Below are 14,438 nucleotides of genomic sequence, written 5' to 3' on the forward strand. Positions count from 1 at the left end.
GCCACGGGCGCCGAGTGACCCATCGCACACTCCGCCTCACGGTTTCCGCGATCCGATAAGGTTTTTCCACATCCCGGCGGCCGTGAGGCGCGAGCGGCCGCGTACCCAGGAGGAGCACCCCAGCATGTCCATTCAGAAGTCCGAGGTCCTCTACACCGCCGTCGCCACCGCCGAGAACGGCCGTGACGGCCGTGTCTCCACCGACGACGGCCAGCTGGACGTCGTCGTCAACCCGCCGAAGGAGATGGGCGGCAACGGCGCGGGCACCAACCCCGAGCAGCTCTTCGCCGCCGGCTACAGCGCCTGCTTCCAGGGCGCCCTCGGCGTCGTGGCGCGCAACGAGAAGGCCGACATCTCCGGCTCGACCGTCACCGCGCACGTCGGCATCGGCAAGAACGACGACGGCTTCGGCATCTACGTCGAGATCACCGCGACCATCCCGAACGTGGACCGCGCCACCGCGCAGGACCTCATCGAGAAGGCCCACCAGGTCTGCCCGTACTCCAAGGCGACCCGCGGCAACATCACGGTGAACCTCGCCGTCGCGTAACCGCCGGACAGCGACATCGAAGGGCCGCGCCCCGACAGGCGCGGCCCTTTGCCGTCCGGCGCGGCCCTTCGCCGTCCCGGCCCGCACACCGACGTTCCGGGTGCTGTTCCCGGGGCGGCTGGCATGCTGGCCCGCATGACCTTTCCGGAGACGGCCCCGTACGAACACGGCATGCTCGACACCGGCGACGGCGACTTCGTGTACTGGGAGGTCTGCGGAAACCCCGAGGGGAAGCCCGCGGTCGTGGTGCACGGCGGGCCCGGCTCCGGCGCGGGGCCCGCCTGGCGCCGCTACTTCGACCCGGCGCGCTATCGCGTGGTCCTCTTCGACCAGCGCGGCTGCGGCCGCTCCACGCCGCCCGTCAGCGATGCGGCGACCGGCCTCGCGGCCAACACCACCCACCATCTGATCGCGGACATGGAGCGGCTGCGCGAGCGCCTCGGCATCGCCAACTGGCTTGTGTTCGGCGGCTCTTGGGGCGCCACGCTCGGCATGGCGTACGCGCAGGCGCACCCGCGGCGGGTCACCGGGCTCGTGCTGTTCTCGGTCACCACGACCAGCCGCGCCGAAGTGGACTGGATCACCGAGGGCGTGCGGACGCACTTCCCCGAGGCGTGGGCCGCCTTCCGTGACGCGGCACGGCCCCGCGCGGGCGAGCGGGTCGTCGACGCCTACGCCAGGCTGCTCGCCGACCCCGATCCGGCGGTGCGCGAGGAGGCCGCCCGCACCTGGTGCCGCTGGGAGGACACCCATGTCCGGGCGCCCGGTACGCCGCTGGTCGAGGACTTCGGCGACGAGCGGTACGCCGACCCCGCCTTCCGGATGACCTTCGCCCGCCTGGTCACGCACTACTGGCGGCACGCGGCCTGGCTGGAGGACGGCCAACTCGTCCACGGCGTGGGTGAGTTGACCGGAATCCCCGGGGCGCTCATCACCGGCGGCCAGGATCTCAGCTCGCCACCCGACCCGGCGCGGGCGCTGGCCGCCGGGTGGCCGGGGTGCGAACTCGTGGTGATCGACGACGCCGGGCACGGCCTGGGCCACCCCGGCATGGGGGAGGCGGCCCAGGCCGCGCTCGACCGGTTCGCCCGCTACTGAGCGAGGGCCGCCTCGTAGACCGTGCGTGACAGCCGCTCGTTCTCCGGCGCCGCGCCGCCCGGGAAGGCGAACCGCCGCCGCGTGTAGCCGTAGGCGAGCCCGGTGCGCGGGTCGCCGAAGGCGAGGGAGCCCGCCGCGCCGCTGTGTCCGAAGGTGTCCGCGCCCAGCGACGGGTAGCTCATGCCGAGCGCCTGGAAGCCGAGGCCGAAGTCGCTCGGGTTGCCGAGGACGAGGTCGGGCCCGGTGGAGTGGAGCCGGGCGAACTCGGCGACCGTCTCCCGCTTCAGGAGCGGGCCCTGGCCGTGGAAGTCGCCCAGCGTGGCCGCGTACATCCCGGCGATGCCGCGCGCGTTGCCCGCGCCGCCCACCGAGGCGGGGCCCTTGGCGAGCGAAGCGGCCGAGTTGGCGAAGGCCACCAGGTCGAAGGACGGGTCGGCGCTGGTGTTGAACGCGATCGCCAGGCGGTTGTAGCGGCCGCTCGGGTTCGCCGTCAGTTCGGTCGCCTGCTCGGGCGTCGGCAGCATCGGCAGCACATCGCGATAGCGGGCCCGCTCGGCCTCGGGCAGGCCGAGGAAGAAGTCCAGGCCGTACGGGGCGCGCACGCGTTCCTCGAAGATCTCCTGGAGCAGGCGGCCGGTCGCCCGTCGCACCACCTCGCCGGTGAGCGCCCCGATCGCCAGCGCGTGGTAGCCGTGCCCCACGCCCGGCTGCCAGAACGGCCGCTGGCCCGCGAGCCGTTCGGCGATGACGCGGTCGTCGGCCAGCTCGTCGGAGGTGAAGCCGTCGTCCGCGCCGATGACGCCCGCGCGGTGCGACAGGAGCTGGCGCAGCGTCACCGAGCCCTTGCCCTCGGCCGCGAACTCCGGCCAGTAATGGGCGACTTCGCGGTCCAGATCGAGTACGCCGTCCTGGACGAGCAGGGCCACCACGAGGTGGGCCGCGCCCTTGGTGGTCGAGAAGACGCCGGTCAGCGAGTCCCCGGTGACGTCACCCGCCCACAGGTCGACCACGAGACGGCCGTCCTTGTACGCGGCGAGCTGGGCCGCCGGGTCGTGCTCCTCGCCGGCCACGAACGCGGCGAACTCCTCGCGCACGGCCTCGTAGCCCTCGGCGACGGTGCCGTGGACGCCGGTGCCGCTCGTGGTGCCTGCCGTGCCTGCCGTGCCCGTCGTGCCCGTCGTACCTGTCGTGGCGTCCGTGCCGGTCGCGTCGGTGCTGGTCGCGGTGACGCTGGTTTCCGTCGACATCTCACATACCCCCGGGATCGTTGCTGGTGAAGCACACAACCCCGGGGTTAGCGCTGTCATTCCCGCAGTCCTGGGCACTTTTCGGGACGGCTGGATTCCGCTTCCGGGGGGCCGGATAGGGTCGGTGCCATGCGTGATCTAGGGGCAGGCTTCGGATATCTGGTCAAGGGGCAGCGCTGGGCCGCCGGGCACGGCAGGTCGCTCGGCGTCGGCCTGCTGCCCGGCCTCATCACCCTCGTGATGTACGCGGGCGCCCTGATCGGACTCGCCTACGGCGCCGACGACTTCGTCGGCTGGGCCACGCCCTTCGCCGACGGCTGGGGCTCGCCCTGGCTCGGCCTCTTCCGCGGCTTCCTGACCGCTCTGGTCTTCGCGCTCGGCCTGTTCCTCGCGGTGATCTCCTTCACCGCGGTGACCCTGCTCGTCGGCCAGCCCTTCTACGAGAAGCTCTCCGCCGACGTGGACCGGGCCGAAAGCGGCGGCGAGGCACCCGAGTCGGGCCTCTCGCTCGCCCGTGAGCTGTGGATATCGGCCCGCGACTCCCTGCGCATCCTGGTCCGGGTCGCGTTCTACGGCCTGCTGCTCTTCGGCCTCGGCTTCGTCCCGGTGATCGGCCAGAGCGTGATCCCGGCGATCGGGTTCTGCGTCACCGGCTTCTTCCTCGCCGAGGAGCTGACCGCGGTCGCCCTCCAGCGCCGGGGCATGGAACTGCGCCCCCGCCTCACCCTGCTGCGCTCGCGCCGGCTGCTGGTCCTCGGCTTCGGCGTGCCCCTCGCACTCGCCTTCGTCGTCCCGCTGGTCGCCGTGTTCCTGATGCCGGGGGCGGTAGCGGGCGCGACCCTGATGGTGCGGGACCTGCTCGGCGAATCGGCGGCCACCGATGAGGACGAGGCGAACGACGCCGACGATGACGCCCCGGGTCACCCCGTCATCCGGCAGTAGATCCCGTCAACTCCGACTTTTCTCAAGGCAGTTGGGCCAGCGATGCGGCCCGGCGCCGGAGCGGAAGCGAACCCGTGTGAGGCCGCCGCCCGGCGGAGCGCGTCACCCCGACGGCCGGGCCCGGGCGGGCCAATGGCATGATCTGGCCGTCATGACGAATGCCCGGTCGCCGCTGCGCACCCTGCGGGCCGCGATGTTCGCGGCGCTGTGCGTGGCATTGGCCGCGGTGGGCCACGCGGCCATGTCCGGCCACGACATCCCCCTTCCCGTCCTGCTCGCCGCGTTCGCGGTGACGGGAACCGTCGCTTGGTGCGCGGCCGGACGGCGGCGGGGCCTCGCCGCCATCGCGGGCGGCCAGGTCGGGGCCCAGGGCGCCCTGCACCTCCTCTTCGCCCGGACCCAGCCGATGTCGATGGCCGGGATGCCGGGCCCGGCGCGGGCGCCGGAGCCGATGTCGATGCCCATGCCCATGCCCATGCCGACGATGACGTGCGGGGCGCGGTACGCCCACCTCATGCCGGACGCCCCCGACGGCCAGGCCATGCGGGACATGCCGGGCATGGCGGCGGAGCCCATGACGGCGGCCACGGGCCAGGCGCACGCCCTGGCCATGGACGCCGCCGCACACTCCATGTCCGGCGGGATGCTCGCCGCACACCTGGTGGCCGCGCTGATCTGCGGGATCTGGCTGTGGCGCGGCGAGGCCGCGGCCTTCCGGCTCGCGCGGACCGTCGGCGCCCTCGGGGCGCTCGCCGCCCGTCCGCTGCGCCGGGCCCTGCATCTCGTACGCGTCCACGTGCCCGCGCCGCCGCCGCCCGTACGCGCGCCGCGCCCGCACCACCGCCCGCGCCCGGGGCTGCGCGGCGCGGTGCACGGCCATGCCGTCATCCGGCGGGGGCCACCGGCCCGGGGAGCCACCCGAGCCACGGCCCCCGGCCGCTTCGCCCTCGCCTGATCCCGCGCGAGGCGTGGCCAGGGGTCCTTCACCCATGCCCACGCCGAACGTCAGGATCCTCATGTCCGTCGACTCCCCTTCGCGGGAATCCGCACCACCCACCACCCCACGGCCCTCCCCGTGGGCGGCACTTCGCCCCCTCGCCCTGCGGCTGCACTTCTACGCCGGCGTCCTCGTCGCCCCGCTGCTGTTCCTGGCCGCCTTCACCGGGCTGCTGTACGCGCTGTCCTTCCAGGCCGAGAACGTCCTGTACCGGCACGAACTGCGGGTCCCCGCAGGCGAGTCCGTCCAGCCGCTCACCGCGCAGGTCGCCGCCGCGCGGGCCGCACACCCCGAGGGCGAGGTGACCGCCGTGTGGCCGTCGCCCGAGCCGGGCGCCACCACCCGGGTCCTGATGAAGGCCCCGGGCCTCGCCGACGACGAGTCGCTCGCGGTCTTCGTGAACCCGTACACCAGCGACGTACGCGGCGCCCTCACCAGCACCGGCAGCTCCGGCGCGCTGCCCCTGCGCAGCTGGCTCTCCTCCTTCCACGCCGATCTCCAGCTCGGCGAACCGGGCCGCTACTACAGTGAGATGGCAGCCAGTTGGCTCTGGGTCGTGGCGCTCGGCGGCCTTCTGCTGTGGATCGGGCGGCGCCGCCGGATCCGGCTGTCGCTGCCCGAACGCGGCGTCACCGGCCGCCGCCGCACCCTGTCCTGGCACGGCTCGGTCGGCCTGTGGGCGGTGACCGGTCTGGTGCTGCTCTCGGCCACCGGCCTCACCTGGTCGCGGTACGCGGGCGAGAACATCGCCGAGCTGAAGGACCGGCTCGGCGGCGCCACTCCCACGGTCGCCGCGGCGACCGCCGGCGGCATGGGCGGGGGCGGCCACGAACACCACGAAGGCATGGCGATGCCGGCCGCCGCGCCCTCCGCGCTCACCCTCGACCAGGTCGCCGGGGCCGCCCGCGCCGAGGGCGTGCGGGCGAGCATCCAGATCAGCCTGCCCAGTGCGGGCAAGGGATTCGTGGTGCGCGAGCGCGACACCGAGTTCCCCGTGCACCTCGACGCGGTGGCCGTCGACCCCGCCGACGGCCGGATCATGGACGTGCTGCGCTTCGCCGACCATCCCTTGCTGGCCCAGCTGACCCGGTTCGGCATCGACGCGCACATGGGCGTCTTCCTCGGCCTGCCCAACCAACTCGCGCTGGCCGCACTCGCGTTGGCGCTGATGGCGCTCATCGTCTGGGGCTACCGGATGTGGTGGCAGCGCGGCCCGGTCAAGGGGCGCGCCCCGGGCCGCCCGCAGCCCAGGGGTGCCTGGCGCAGAGTGCCGCTGCCGGCCCTGTGCGCGCTGGTGGCGGTCACGCTGGTGGTCGGCTGGTTCGTCCCGCTGCTCGGGATCAGCCTGGTGGCCTTCCTCGCCGTCGACGTGCTGCTGGGTCTGCGCGCCCGGAGGAAGGTCGCGTCCGGGGCCTGAACCCTTTTGGTCCCGCGCGCTGTTGAGGCGCGCGGGACCGGCGGGGCCGCATGGACTACTCGGCCGCGACCCGTACGATCGCCCGCAGCTGCGCCACGATGTCGAGCCGGTTGCGCACGAACTGAGGGTCCGTCACCGAACCCGTCGCCGGATCGGTGTTGCCGGGACCGAACTCCAGGACCGGGGTGTGCACATGGCCACCGGGGATGCTCAGACCCAGGCGGTCGCGGAGCAGGGTGGCCCGGTAGGCGATCTCGTTGGAGAGGTAGTCGCCGCCGCCCCCGGCCCGCGCGGCCGAGCCGGGCGTCGGCCCGTCGGGCCGGTCCACCGGGGCCGTCGCGCCGGCCGGGATCTCGGTGACGTCGGTGTGGTCGTACACCGGGAAGCGCCCGGTCTCCGCGGCCACGATGTCCTGGTACGGCAGCGTTGTACGGGTCCACTGGGGCTGTGTCGCCGGGTCGTCCACCGGGACCTGACCGGTGCTCGACGCGTCGATGTTGTCCGGGAAGCCGCCCCGCCAGGCCCCGTTGAACCGCTCGACGTCGATCCGCCCGGCCCGGCCCTGGCTCACCGTCGTGAAGAGGTCCACCTTCGGCAGCACCGGTGTGAGCGCCCGCTCGACCACGCCGTCCGCGAAGTCCTGCCAGCGCACCGGGAACGTCACGGTCTCGATGCGGGCGCGCTGCCCGTCGGCGGTACGGATCCAGGTCCCGTCCAGGGCGAGCGCGGTCGCCCCCGACGGATTGCTGATCCGGATGTCCCTGTCCAGCGTGAACGGGTCGAAGCCGGTCAGCAGGATCCGCTTGTAGCCCTTGCCTGCGGGGTAGTCGACGCCGCTCTGTCCGCGCGAGGTCTGCTCAAGGCGGTCGAGCAGGGCCGTCCGCCGCTTCTCGGAGAGCCCGAACCCGGGCTGCCAGAGCCGGAGTTCACGGGTCAGGCCGAGCCGGGCCCAGTACAGCGGGCGGTCGTCGTCGCGGCTCAGGTCGCCGCCCGCCGGGCCCCGGCCCTGCACCCGGTCCACCGCCCGCCGCCACAGCCGCGTCCCCTCGCGCTCGACGAGCCGCTCGGCCGCGCCGTAGGAACGGGTGGCCCCGAGCGCGCGGGTGAACTCCGGTGCCACATCGGCGAATCCGCTGCGCGCCAGGATCTCCCTGGGCGCCGCCTGGTCGAGGCGCTGCTCCTCGATCGTGGCCTGCCGGGGCCCGGTCGCGGCCCCGGCGGGGGCCGGGCCGAGCAGCGCGCAGAACGTCATCGCCGCCACCGCACAGCCCAGCCGTGCCACCCGTACACGTCGTCGCACCACAGATCCTTCCGTCGAAGTCCGGTGGCGCCCAGTATTCGCAAGGAAGTCCCGTGTGAACAGGGGGACTTATGAGCCGTCCGAGCCGTGCAGCAGCGTCACGAAGTCCTGGAAGGAGGCCGCCATGTCCACCGAGTCCGGGTCGAGCAGCCACTGGAACTGGAGGCCGTCCATCACCGCCGTGAGCAGCGGGGCCGCCCGCTCCGGGGTGAGCCCGCCGGGCAGCCGGTCGCCGAACTCGGCGCGCAGCACCCCCGTCATCTCCTCGCGCACCTGGGTGTAGCGGCGGGTGAAGAAGGGGCGGGCCGGATGCCCGTCGGTCACGGACTCGCCGAGCAGCGCCGAGAAGGTCTGGACGATGCCGGGCCGCATCGCGTTGTACTCGACGAGGGCCGCGAGCAGTTCCAGGCGCCAGCCGTCGGGGGAGGCCCGCCGCCCGCCGGTGTCCCACTGGTCCCGCTCCTCCAGGACGGCCACGAGCAGGGCCTCTTTGGTGGGGAAGTAGTGCAGCAGGCCCTGCTGGGTGAGGCCGACCCGTTCGGCGACCGCGCCGAGGGAGGCGCCCCGGTAGCCGCGTTCCGCGATCACTTCGAGGGCGGCCCGCAGGATCTCCGCGCGCCGCTCCTCGCTTCTGGCGCTCCTGGTCCTCGCCATGTCCGCCCCCGTTTCGTGCCGTTCCGCCGGTGTTCCGGCGGTGTGTCGCCGTTGTCCGGTCGTGTTCCGTCGGTGTTCCTTCGCTGTTCCGAGAGGACCGTACGGCATTCGATTGTCACGGAAGCATAACTAACCCTACCGTTCTACAGGTAAACCGGTCACCATGGTCCCCTCAGCGGACTTCTACGAGGAGGTACGGCCGTGGCTGGCGCATCCGTTTCCACCCCCGACTACAGCGAGGCCGTCGAGGCGGCCCTCGGCAAGCTCGACCTGGAGGCCAAGGCCCGGCTGCTCGCCGGGCAGGACATGTGGTCACTGCCGGCGCTGCCCGAGATCGGGCTCGCCTCCCTGGTGATGTCCGACGGCCCGATCGGAGTGCGCGGGGTCCGCTGGACCGCCGATGACCCCTCGGTCGCACTGCCCTCGCCGACCGCGCTCGCCGCCACCTGGGACCCGGAGCTCGCCCGCCGGGCCGGCACCCTGCTCGCCCAGGAGGCCCGGCGCAAGGGCGTCCACGTCCTGCTCGCGCCGACCGTCAACCTGCACCGCTCCCCGCTCGGCGGGCGGCACTTCGAGTGCTACTCCGAGGACCCCTACCTCACCGGTGAGATCGCCTCCGGCTATGTCGACGGCGTCCAGGGCGGTGGCGTCGGCACCACCGTCAAGCACTTCGTCGCCAACGACGCCGAGACCGACCGCTTCACCGTCGACAACGTGGTGGCCCCGCGCCCGCTGCGCGAGCTCTACCTCGCCCCCTTCGAGGCCATCGTCGAGAACGCCCACCCCTGGGGCATCATGTCGGCCTACAACCGGGTCAACGGCACCACGATGACCGAGCACCGCTACCTCCAGAACGAGGTGCTGCGCGGCGAGTGGGGCTTCGACGGGTTCATCGTCTCCGACTGGATGGCCGCCCGCTCGACCGTCGGCGACATCCTCGGCGGACTCGACGTCGCGATGCCCGGGCCCAGGACCGTGTACGGGGACGCGCTCGCCGCCGCCGTCCGCAAGGGCGACGTGGACGAGTCGGTCGTCGACGACGCCGTGCGCAACGTGCTGCGCCTCGCCGCCCGCGTCGGCCTCCTCGACGGCGTCCCGGGCGCCGTCACCGAGCCGCCCGCCGCCCTCGACGGCCAGGCGCTCGCCCGCGAGGTCGCCCGCCGCGCCTTCGTCCTCGTGCGCAACGAAGGCGGCACCCTCCCCGCCGACCCGGCCCGCGTCCGCAAGGTCGCGCTCAGCGGCGCCGCGGCCCGCGACGCCCGGGTCCTGGGCGGCGGCTCGGCGACCGTCTTCCCCGAGCGCGTGGTCTCCCCGCTCGACGGCCTGACCGCCGCGCTGCCCGAGGGCGCCGTGACCTATACGGTCGGCGCCGACCCGAGCGATGAACTCGCCCCCGCCGACCAGGGGTTCGAGCTCCGGGCCGTCTGCCGCGACGCCGACGGCACCGTGCTCGGCACCGGCTCGCTGCCCAGCGGCCAGGTCCAGTGGATCGGCGACGACCTGCCCGCCGGGGTCACCCACGAGGCGCTGCACTCCATCGAGGTCACCGGCACCTTCACCCCGCGCGAGAGCGGCGAGCACACCTTCGGCACCCGGGGCATCGGCGCCTTCGCGCTGTCCGTCGGGGGACGCGCCCTGTGGGAGGGCACCCAGTCGATGAGCGACGCCGCCGACCCGTTCGAGGCCTTCTTCGGCGCCCCCACCGAGCGCGGCCGCGCCCACCTCACCGAGGGCGAGCCGGTCGAGGTGTCCCTGCTGCACACCGTGCACAAGATGCCCGACGCCCCGCTCACCGCGCTGATGTTCTCGCTCACCCACCTCGGCCCGCAGCGCGACGCGGACGAACTGATCGCCGAGGCGGTCGAGGCCGCGCGGGACGCCGAGCTCGCCGTGGTGGTGGTCGCCACCACCGACCGCGTCGAGTCCGAGGGCTTCGACCGCCGCGATCTGCGGCTGCCCGGGCGCCAGGACGACCTGGTGCGCGCGGTCGCCGCCGTGAACCCGCGCACCGTGGTGATCGTCAACTCCGGTTCCCCGGTGGAGCTTCCGTGGCGCGAGGACGTCGCCTCGGTGCTCCTGAGCTGGTTCCCCGGCCAGGAGGGCGGGGCCGCCCTCGCCGACGTGCTGCTCGGCCACGCGGAGCCCGGCGGCCGCCTGCCCACCACGTGGCCGGCCGTCCTCGCCGACGCGCCGGTCACCGAGGTGCGGCCCTCGGACGGTCAACTCCCTTACGAGGAGGGCCTGTTCATCGGATACCGTGCCTACGACCGGGCCGGGGTCGCCCCCGCCTACCCCTTCGGGCACGGGCTCGGCTATACCACCTGGGAGTACGAGTCTCTGGAGGTGACCCCCGCCCTCGCGAAGGTCCGCGTCCGCAACACGGGTACGCGCCAGGGGCGCGAGACCGTCCAGATCTATCTGGCCCCGGTCGCCGACACGGTCGAGCGCCCGGGCCGCTGGCTCGCCGGGTTCGCCTCCGTCGAGGCCGCGGCCGGGGACTCGACGGAGGTCGAAATCCCGCTGCGCGGGCGGGCGTTCGAGATCTGGGACGAGTCGGCGGGCTGGACGTTCGTGCCGGGCCAGTACGAGGTGCGGGCGTGCGCGTCCCTGACGGACGTCCGGCTCTCGGCGACGCTGGAGGTCTAGCGGGGTTCTGGGGCGGGGTTCTGGTGCGGGGTTCTGGAGCGAGCGGAGGGGGCTGGGGGCGCGAGGGGTTTCGACTGCGGGCCGTCGGGGGCGATCGCGCAGTTCCCCGCGCCCCTAAACCCCGTTCTCGTCTGCGGACCGTGGCCGCTTCTCGCGCAGTTCCCCGCGCCCCCAGGGGGTGTTCAGCGCTCCGCCGTCACCTTGCGGTACGCGATCTCCGCCAGATGCGTCTGGCCGTCCTTGCTGGGGTGGAACCAGTCCCAGGGGCTGAGCTGGGTGCCATTGAAGTCGTAGTCGAAGACCGCGCCGCCGTCGTAACGGCAGGCGCGGTCCGCCGCGCACACGTCCCGCAGGACCTCGTTGTACGCCACGACCCGCGCGTACACCTCGCCGCGCCGCGCACTCGCGGCCGCACCCAGGTCGTCGGCGTCGGCCAGCATCGACTGGCAGATGCCCAGCTTCCAGATCTGCTTGCCCAGCGGGCTGCCCCGGCCGGTCGACCAGAGCCGCTTCAGGTCCGGCACGCTCGACACGTACACCTGGGACTTGGGGGAGACCGCGCGCAGGTTCTTGAGTGCCGTCCGGAACTCCGCGCGGAAGGCCGTCACCGGCGTCATGGCCGCCACATCGTCGCGGCACGCGTCGTTCGCGCCGGCCATCACCGTGACCAGGCCCGGGTGCTGGGCCGCGGCACGGTCCATCTGAGCCGGCAGGTCGGCCATCCGCGCGCCGGTCTTCGCGTAGTTCCAGCTGTTGGCGGGGGCCGCCGCGCCCAGGAGGCGTACCGCGAGCGAGTCGACCTGGGCGTCGCTGCCGGTCGCCCAGGAGACCTCGGGGCAGTCGGCCAGGACCGTACAGGCGTCGAAGCCGCGGGTGATCGAGTCACCGACCGCGGCTATGGACTTCGGGCTGCGGTTCCAGGCGGGCGAGGGGCTCGGTGAGGGCTTCTTCGACGTGGACGGGCTCGCCTTGGAGCGGCCGTCACCGGACTCGCAGCCCGCCGTCAGGGCGAGCGCCGCCGCCGCGAGAACGGCGGCCGCGGTGCGGACGCGACGGCTCCGGTGGCGCTGCTGCATCCCGGGTCCCCCTCCGTGCGGCGGTCGTCGGCCATTCGCGGCGTCCTCGCGGGTGAAACCTTGGCGTTCGAAGGCGCTCCGACCGACATTACGACACCCTGGGCACAGCTCCGCGCGATAGCTTTGGCCCGTCCAGCCAGAGGAACCACGCCAGACGGCTCCGGTAAATTACATCACGTCACATACTGTCCCATTTCAGGAGATTAGCTCCCGATGCTGTTTACTGTTGAACCCAGGGGCAGAATGTCAGGTGCTGTCCTGACCGGGAACGGCAGGGGCGCGAGGCCGCTGGGGAAGGCGAACCTCGAACCGCACTGGAGGTCCCGGTGACGACACGTGGAGTTCTCTACGTCCACTCCGCCCCACGCGCGCTGTGCCCGCACGTCGAATGGGCGGTGGGCGCGGTCCTGGGGGTGCGCGTCCAGCTCGACTGGATCCGCCAGCCCGCCTCGCCCGGCACCTGGAGAGCGGAGTTCTCCTGGCGGGGCGAACCCGGCACCGCCTCCAAGCTCGCCTCCGCACTGCGCGGCTGGCACCTCATGCGCTTCGAGGTCACGGCAGAGCCCTGTGCCACCGCGGAGGGCGAGCGCTACAGCGCCACGCCCGACCTCGGCATCTTCCACGCCGTGACCGGCATCCACGGCGACATCCTGATCCCGGAGGACCGGCTGCGGGCCGCCCTCGCCCGTTCCGTACAGGGCGAGACCGACCTGGAGGCCGAGATCGCCAAGCTGCTCGGCAAGCCCTGGGACGACGAACTGGAGCCCTTCCGCTACGCGGGAGAGGGCGCCCCGGTGCGCTGGCTGCACCAGGTCGTCTGACCCACACCGACACACCCCGCGTACGCGAAAGGGCCCCACCGAGGCGGTGGGGCCCTTTCAGCGGCGTACGGAGGCCGCTCGGAGCGGGACCGCTCAGACCGAGCGGAAGGCGAGCACCACGTTGTGGCCGCCGAAGCCGAACGAGTTGTTGATCGCGGAGATCGAACCCTCGGGCAGCTCGCGGGGCTCGCTGCTCACCAGGGCCGGGTCGACCTCGTCGTCGAGCTCGTCGATGTTGATCGTCGGCGGGGCCGTGCGGTGGTACAGGGCGAGGACCGTGGCGACGGTCTCGATGCCGCCGGCGCCGCCCAGGAGGTGGCCGGTCATCGACTTCGTCGCGGAGATCGCCACGTGGTCCAGATCGTCGCCGAGGACCTTGCGCAGCGCCTTGATCTCGGCGATGTCGCCCTGCGGCGTCGAGGTGGCGTGCGCATTGAGGTGGACCACCTCGGACGGCTTCAGGTCGGTGGCGTCGAGCAGGTTCTGCACCGCGGCGGCGACGCCCCGGCCGGTCGGCTCGGGCTGCGCGATGTGGTGGCTGTCGGCGGAGAGGCCCTGGCCCAGCACCTCGCAGTAGACCCGGGCCCCGCGCTTGGCGGCGTGCTCGGCGGACTCCAGGACCACCACGCCGGCGCCCTCGCCCAGGACGAAGCCGTCACGGGCCTTGTCGTAGGGGCGCGAGGCCTGCTCGGGGTGGTCGTTGTTCTTGGACATCGCCATCATGTTGGCGAACGCCGCGATGGGCAGCGGGTGGATGGCCGCCTCGGTGCCGCCGGCGACCACGACATCGGCGCGGCCGGTGCGGATCATCTCGACGGCGTACCCGATGGCCTCGGCACCCGAGGCGCACGCGGAGACGGGGGTGTGGACGCCCGCACGGGCGTTGACCTCGAGGCCGACGTTGGCCGAGGGGCCGTTCGGCATGAGCATGGGCACGGTGTGCGGGGAGACGCGGCGTACGCCCTTCTCCTTCAGCACGTCGTACTGGTCGAGCAGGGTGGTGACGCCGCCGATGCCCGACGCGATGACCGTGCCGAGGCGCTCCGGCGCGATGCCGGCCTCGTCGCCCGCCGGGGCGGTGAAGCCCGCGTCGGCCCAGGCCTCCTTGGCCGCGATCAGCGCGAACTGGGCCGAGCGGTCCAGCTTGCGGGCCAGCGGCCGGGGCAGCACCTCACCGGGGTCGACCGCGGCCGGGGCCGCGATCCTGACCGGCAGTTCGGCGAAGCGCTCACCCTCGAGGGGGCGGACACCGGAGCGTCCCGCCAGCAGACCTTCCCAGGTCGAGGCGGAGTCGCCACCCAGCGGTGTGGTTGCGCCGATACCGGTGACGACCACGGTGCGATTGGTCGAGCTCACAGGAAGTTTCTCCACGTGTGTAAGGGACGTGAATCAGCGGCGCCACCGCTGGGTGGCAGCCCGAATTCAGGTCCTGAATCAGGCCTGGTGGTTCAGGATGTAGCTGGCGGCGTCGCCAACGGTCTTGAGGTTCTTGACGTCCTCGTCCGGGATCTTGACGTCGAAGCGCTCTTCGGCGGCGACGACGACCTCGACCATGGACAGCGAGTCGACGTCCAGGTCGTCGGTGAAGGACTTGTCCAGCTGGACGTCCTCGACCGGGATACCAGCGATCTCGTTGACGATCTCGGCGAGACCCTCGACGATCTCTTCCTGCGTGGCGGCCATGTTGGCG

The 14,438-nt window shown here is 72.9% G+C and carries 13 protein-coding genes; 7 read left to right on the forward strand and 6 right to left on the reverse strand.

Annotated elements, in window-relative coordinates; all coding sequences use genetic code 11:
• Window positions 1-124: 124 nt before the first annotated feature.
• The gene (locus ACFYZA_RS09675) at window positions 125-550 is read left to right on the forward strand and encodes an organic hydroperoxide resistance protein (protein WP_100576701.1); all 426 of its coding nucleotides are present in this window, start codon (window positions 125-127) and stop codon (window positions 548-550) included.
• 135 nt (window positions 551-685) lie between these two features.
• Complete coding sequence (gene pip, locus ACFYZA_RS09680; RefSeq protein ID WP_388488895.1) at window positions 686-1,648, forward strand: prolyl aminopeptidase; 963 nt, start codon at window positions 686-688, stop codon at window positions 1,646-1,648.
• Here the strand turns inward: pip and ACFYZA_RS09685 are convergent.
• Entirely contained in the window at window positions 1,642-2,895 is a 1,254-nt protein-coding gene (locus ACFYZA_RS09685) for a serine hydrolase domain-containing protein (RefSeq protein WP_388488897.1), read from the reverse strand. The genes pip and ACFYZA_RS09685 overlap by 7 nt on opposite strands.
• 129 nt (window positions 2,896-3,024) lie before the next feature.
• Between ACFYZA_RS09685 and ACFYZA_RS09690 the strand changes: the two genes are divergently transcribed.
• From ACFYZA_RS09690 to ACFYZA_RS09700, 3 genes are all read left to right on the forward strand, one after another.
• Window positions 3,025-3,837 carry an EI24 domain-containing protein gene (locus ACFYZA_RS09690; protein WP_388488900.1) on the forward strand — a complete coding sequence of 271 codons (813 nt, stop codon included), beginning with the start codon at window positions 3,025-3,027 and terminating at the stop codon, window positions 3,835-3,837.
• Between the two features lie 151 nt (window positions 3,838-3,988).
• Complete coding sequence (locus ACFYZA_RS09695) at window positions 3,989-4,792, forward strand: hypothetical protein (RefSeq protein ID WP_388488902.1); 804 nt, start codon at window positions 3,989-3,991, stop codon at window positions 4,790-4,792.
• A 61-nt stretch (window positions 4,793-4,853) separates the two neighbouring features.
• Window positions 4,854-6,251, forward strand: coding sequence for a PepSY-associated TM helix domain-containing protein (locus ACFYZA_RS09700; RefSeq protein WP_388489417.1), 1,398 nt, complete (start codon window positions 4,854-4,856; stop codon window positions 6,249-6,251).
• A gap of 55 nt (window positions 6,252-6,306) precedes the next feature.
• On the opposite strand, the gene ACFYZA_RS09705 is transcribed toward ACFYZA_RS09700, so the two are convergent.
• Both ACFYZA_RS09705 and ACFYZA_RS09710 read right to left on the reverse strand, forming a co-directional pair.
• Window positions 6,307-7,503: a pyroglutamyl peptidase gene (locus ACFYZA_RS09705; RefSeq protein WP_388489420.1), complete on the reverse strand. Its 1,197-nt coding sequence runs from the start codon at window positions 7,501-7,503 to the stop codon at window positions 6,307-6,309.
• Window positions 7,504-7,620: 117 nt separating this feature from the next.
• Window positions 7,621-8,205 carry a TetR/AcrR family transcriptional regulator gene (locus tag ACFYZA_RS09710; protein ID WP_388488905.1) on the reverse strand — a complete coding sequence of 195 codons (585 nt, stop codon included), beginning with the start codon at window positions 8,203-8,205 and terminating at the stop codon, window positions 7,621-7,623.
• 201 nt (window positions 8,206-8,406) lie between these two features.
• Here ACFYZA_RS09710 and ACFYZA_RS09715 point away from each other — a divergent pair, with 201 nt between their 5' ends.
• Complete coding sequence (locus ACFYZA_RS09715) at window positions 8,407-10,851, forward strand: beta-glucosidase (protein ID WP_388488908.1); 2,445 nt, start codon at window positions 8,407-8,409, stop codon at window positions 10,849-10,851.
• A gap of 182 nt (window positions 10,852-11,033) precedes the next feature.
• On the opposite strand, the gene ACFYZA_RS09720 is transcribed toward ACFYZA_RS09715, so the two are convergent.
• Complete coding sequence (locus ACFYZA_RS09720) at window positions 11,034-11,927, reverse strand: SGNH/GDSL hydrolase family protein (RefSeq protein ID WP_388488911.1); 894 nt, start codon at window positions 11,925-11,927, stop codon at window positions 11,034-11,036.
• Between the two features lie 326 nt (window positions 11,928-12,253).
• Here ACFYZA_RS09720 and ACFYZA_RS09725 point away from each other — a divergent pair, with 326 nt between their 5' ends.
• A complete protein-coding gene (locus ACFYZA_RS09725) occupies window positions 12,254-12,748 on the forward strand; it encodes a DUF3145 domain-containing protein (protein ID WP_100576706.1) in 495 nt (164 codons plus the stop codon).
• A 93-nt stretch (window positions 12,749-12,841) separates the two neighbouring features.
• Here the strand turns inward: ACFYZA_RS09725 and fabF are convergent, their stop codons facing one another.
• Entirely contained in the window at window positions 12,842-14,104 is a 1,263-nt protein-coding gene (fabF, locus tag ACFYZA_RS09730; RefSeq protein WP_382591635.1) for a beta-ketoacyl-ACP synthase II, read from the reverse strand.
• Between the two features lie 78 nt (window positions 14,105-14,182).
• Window positions 14,183-14,431 carry an acyl carrier protein gene (locus ACFYZA_RS09735; protein ID WP_267053408.1) on the reverse strand — a complete coding sequence of 83 codons (249 nt, stop codon included), beginning with the start codon at window positions 14,429-14,431 and terminating at the stop codon, window positions 14,183-14,185.
• Window positions 14,432-14,438: the final 7 nt, after the last annotated feature.

Origin of the sequence: Streptomyces sp. NPDC001828 (assembly GCF_042892175.1) — a bacterium.
In the GTDB taxonomy this organism is placed as follows: Bacteria; Actinomycetota; Actinomycetes; order Streptomycetales; family Streptomycetaceae; genus Streptomyces.

Bases quoted from the DNA above. Each gene is read 5' to 3' on its own strand.
- ACFYZA_RS09710 (WP_388488905.1), bottom strand. From the start codon at position 8,205: ATGGCGAGGACCAGGAGCGCCAGAAGCGAGGAGCGGCGCGCGGAGATC.
- ACFYZA_RS09705 (WP_388489420.1), bottom strand. From the start codon at position 7,503: ATGACGTTCTGCGCGCTGCTCGGCCCGGCCCCCGCCGGGGCCGCGACC.
- ACFYZA_RS09685 (WP_388488897.1), bottom strand. From the start codon at position 2,895: ATGTCGACGGAAACCAGCGTCACCGCGACCAGCACCGACGCGACCGGC.
- ACFYZA_RS09735 (WP_267053408.1), bottom strand. From the start codon at position 14,431: ATGGCCGCCACGCAGGAAGAGATCGTCGAGGGTCTCGCCGAGATCGTC.
- ACFYZA_RS09690 (WP_388488900.1), top strand. From the start codon at position 3,025: ATGCGTGATCTAGGGGCAGGCTTCGGATATCTGGTCAAGGGGCAGCGC.
- ACFYZA_RS09720 (WP_388488911.1), bottom strand. From the start codon at position 11,927: ATGCAGCAGCGCCACCGGAGCCGTCGCGTCCGCACCGCGGCCGCCGTT.
- ACFYZA_RS09695 (WP_388488902.1), top strand. From the start codon at position 3,989: ATGACGAATGCCCGGTCGCCGCTGCGCACCCTGCGGGCCGCGATGTTC.
- ACFYZA_RS09675 (WP_100576701.1), top strand. From the start codon at position 125: ATGTCCATTCAGAAGTCCGAGGTCCTCTACACCGCCGTCGCCACCGCC.
- pip (WP_388488895.1), top strand. From the start codon at position 686: ATGACCTTTCCGGAGACGGCCCCGTACGAACACGGCATGCTCGACACC.
- ACFYZA_RS09700 (WP_388489417.1), top strand. From the start codon at position 4,854: ATGTCCGTCGACTCCCCTTCGCGGGAATCCGCACCACCCACCACCCCA.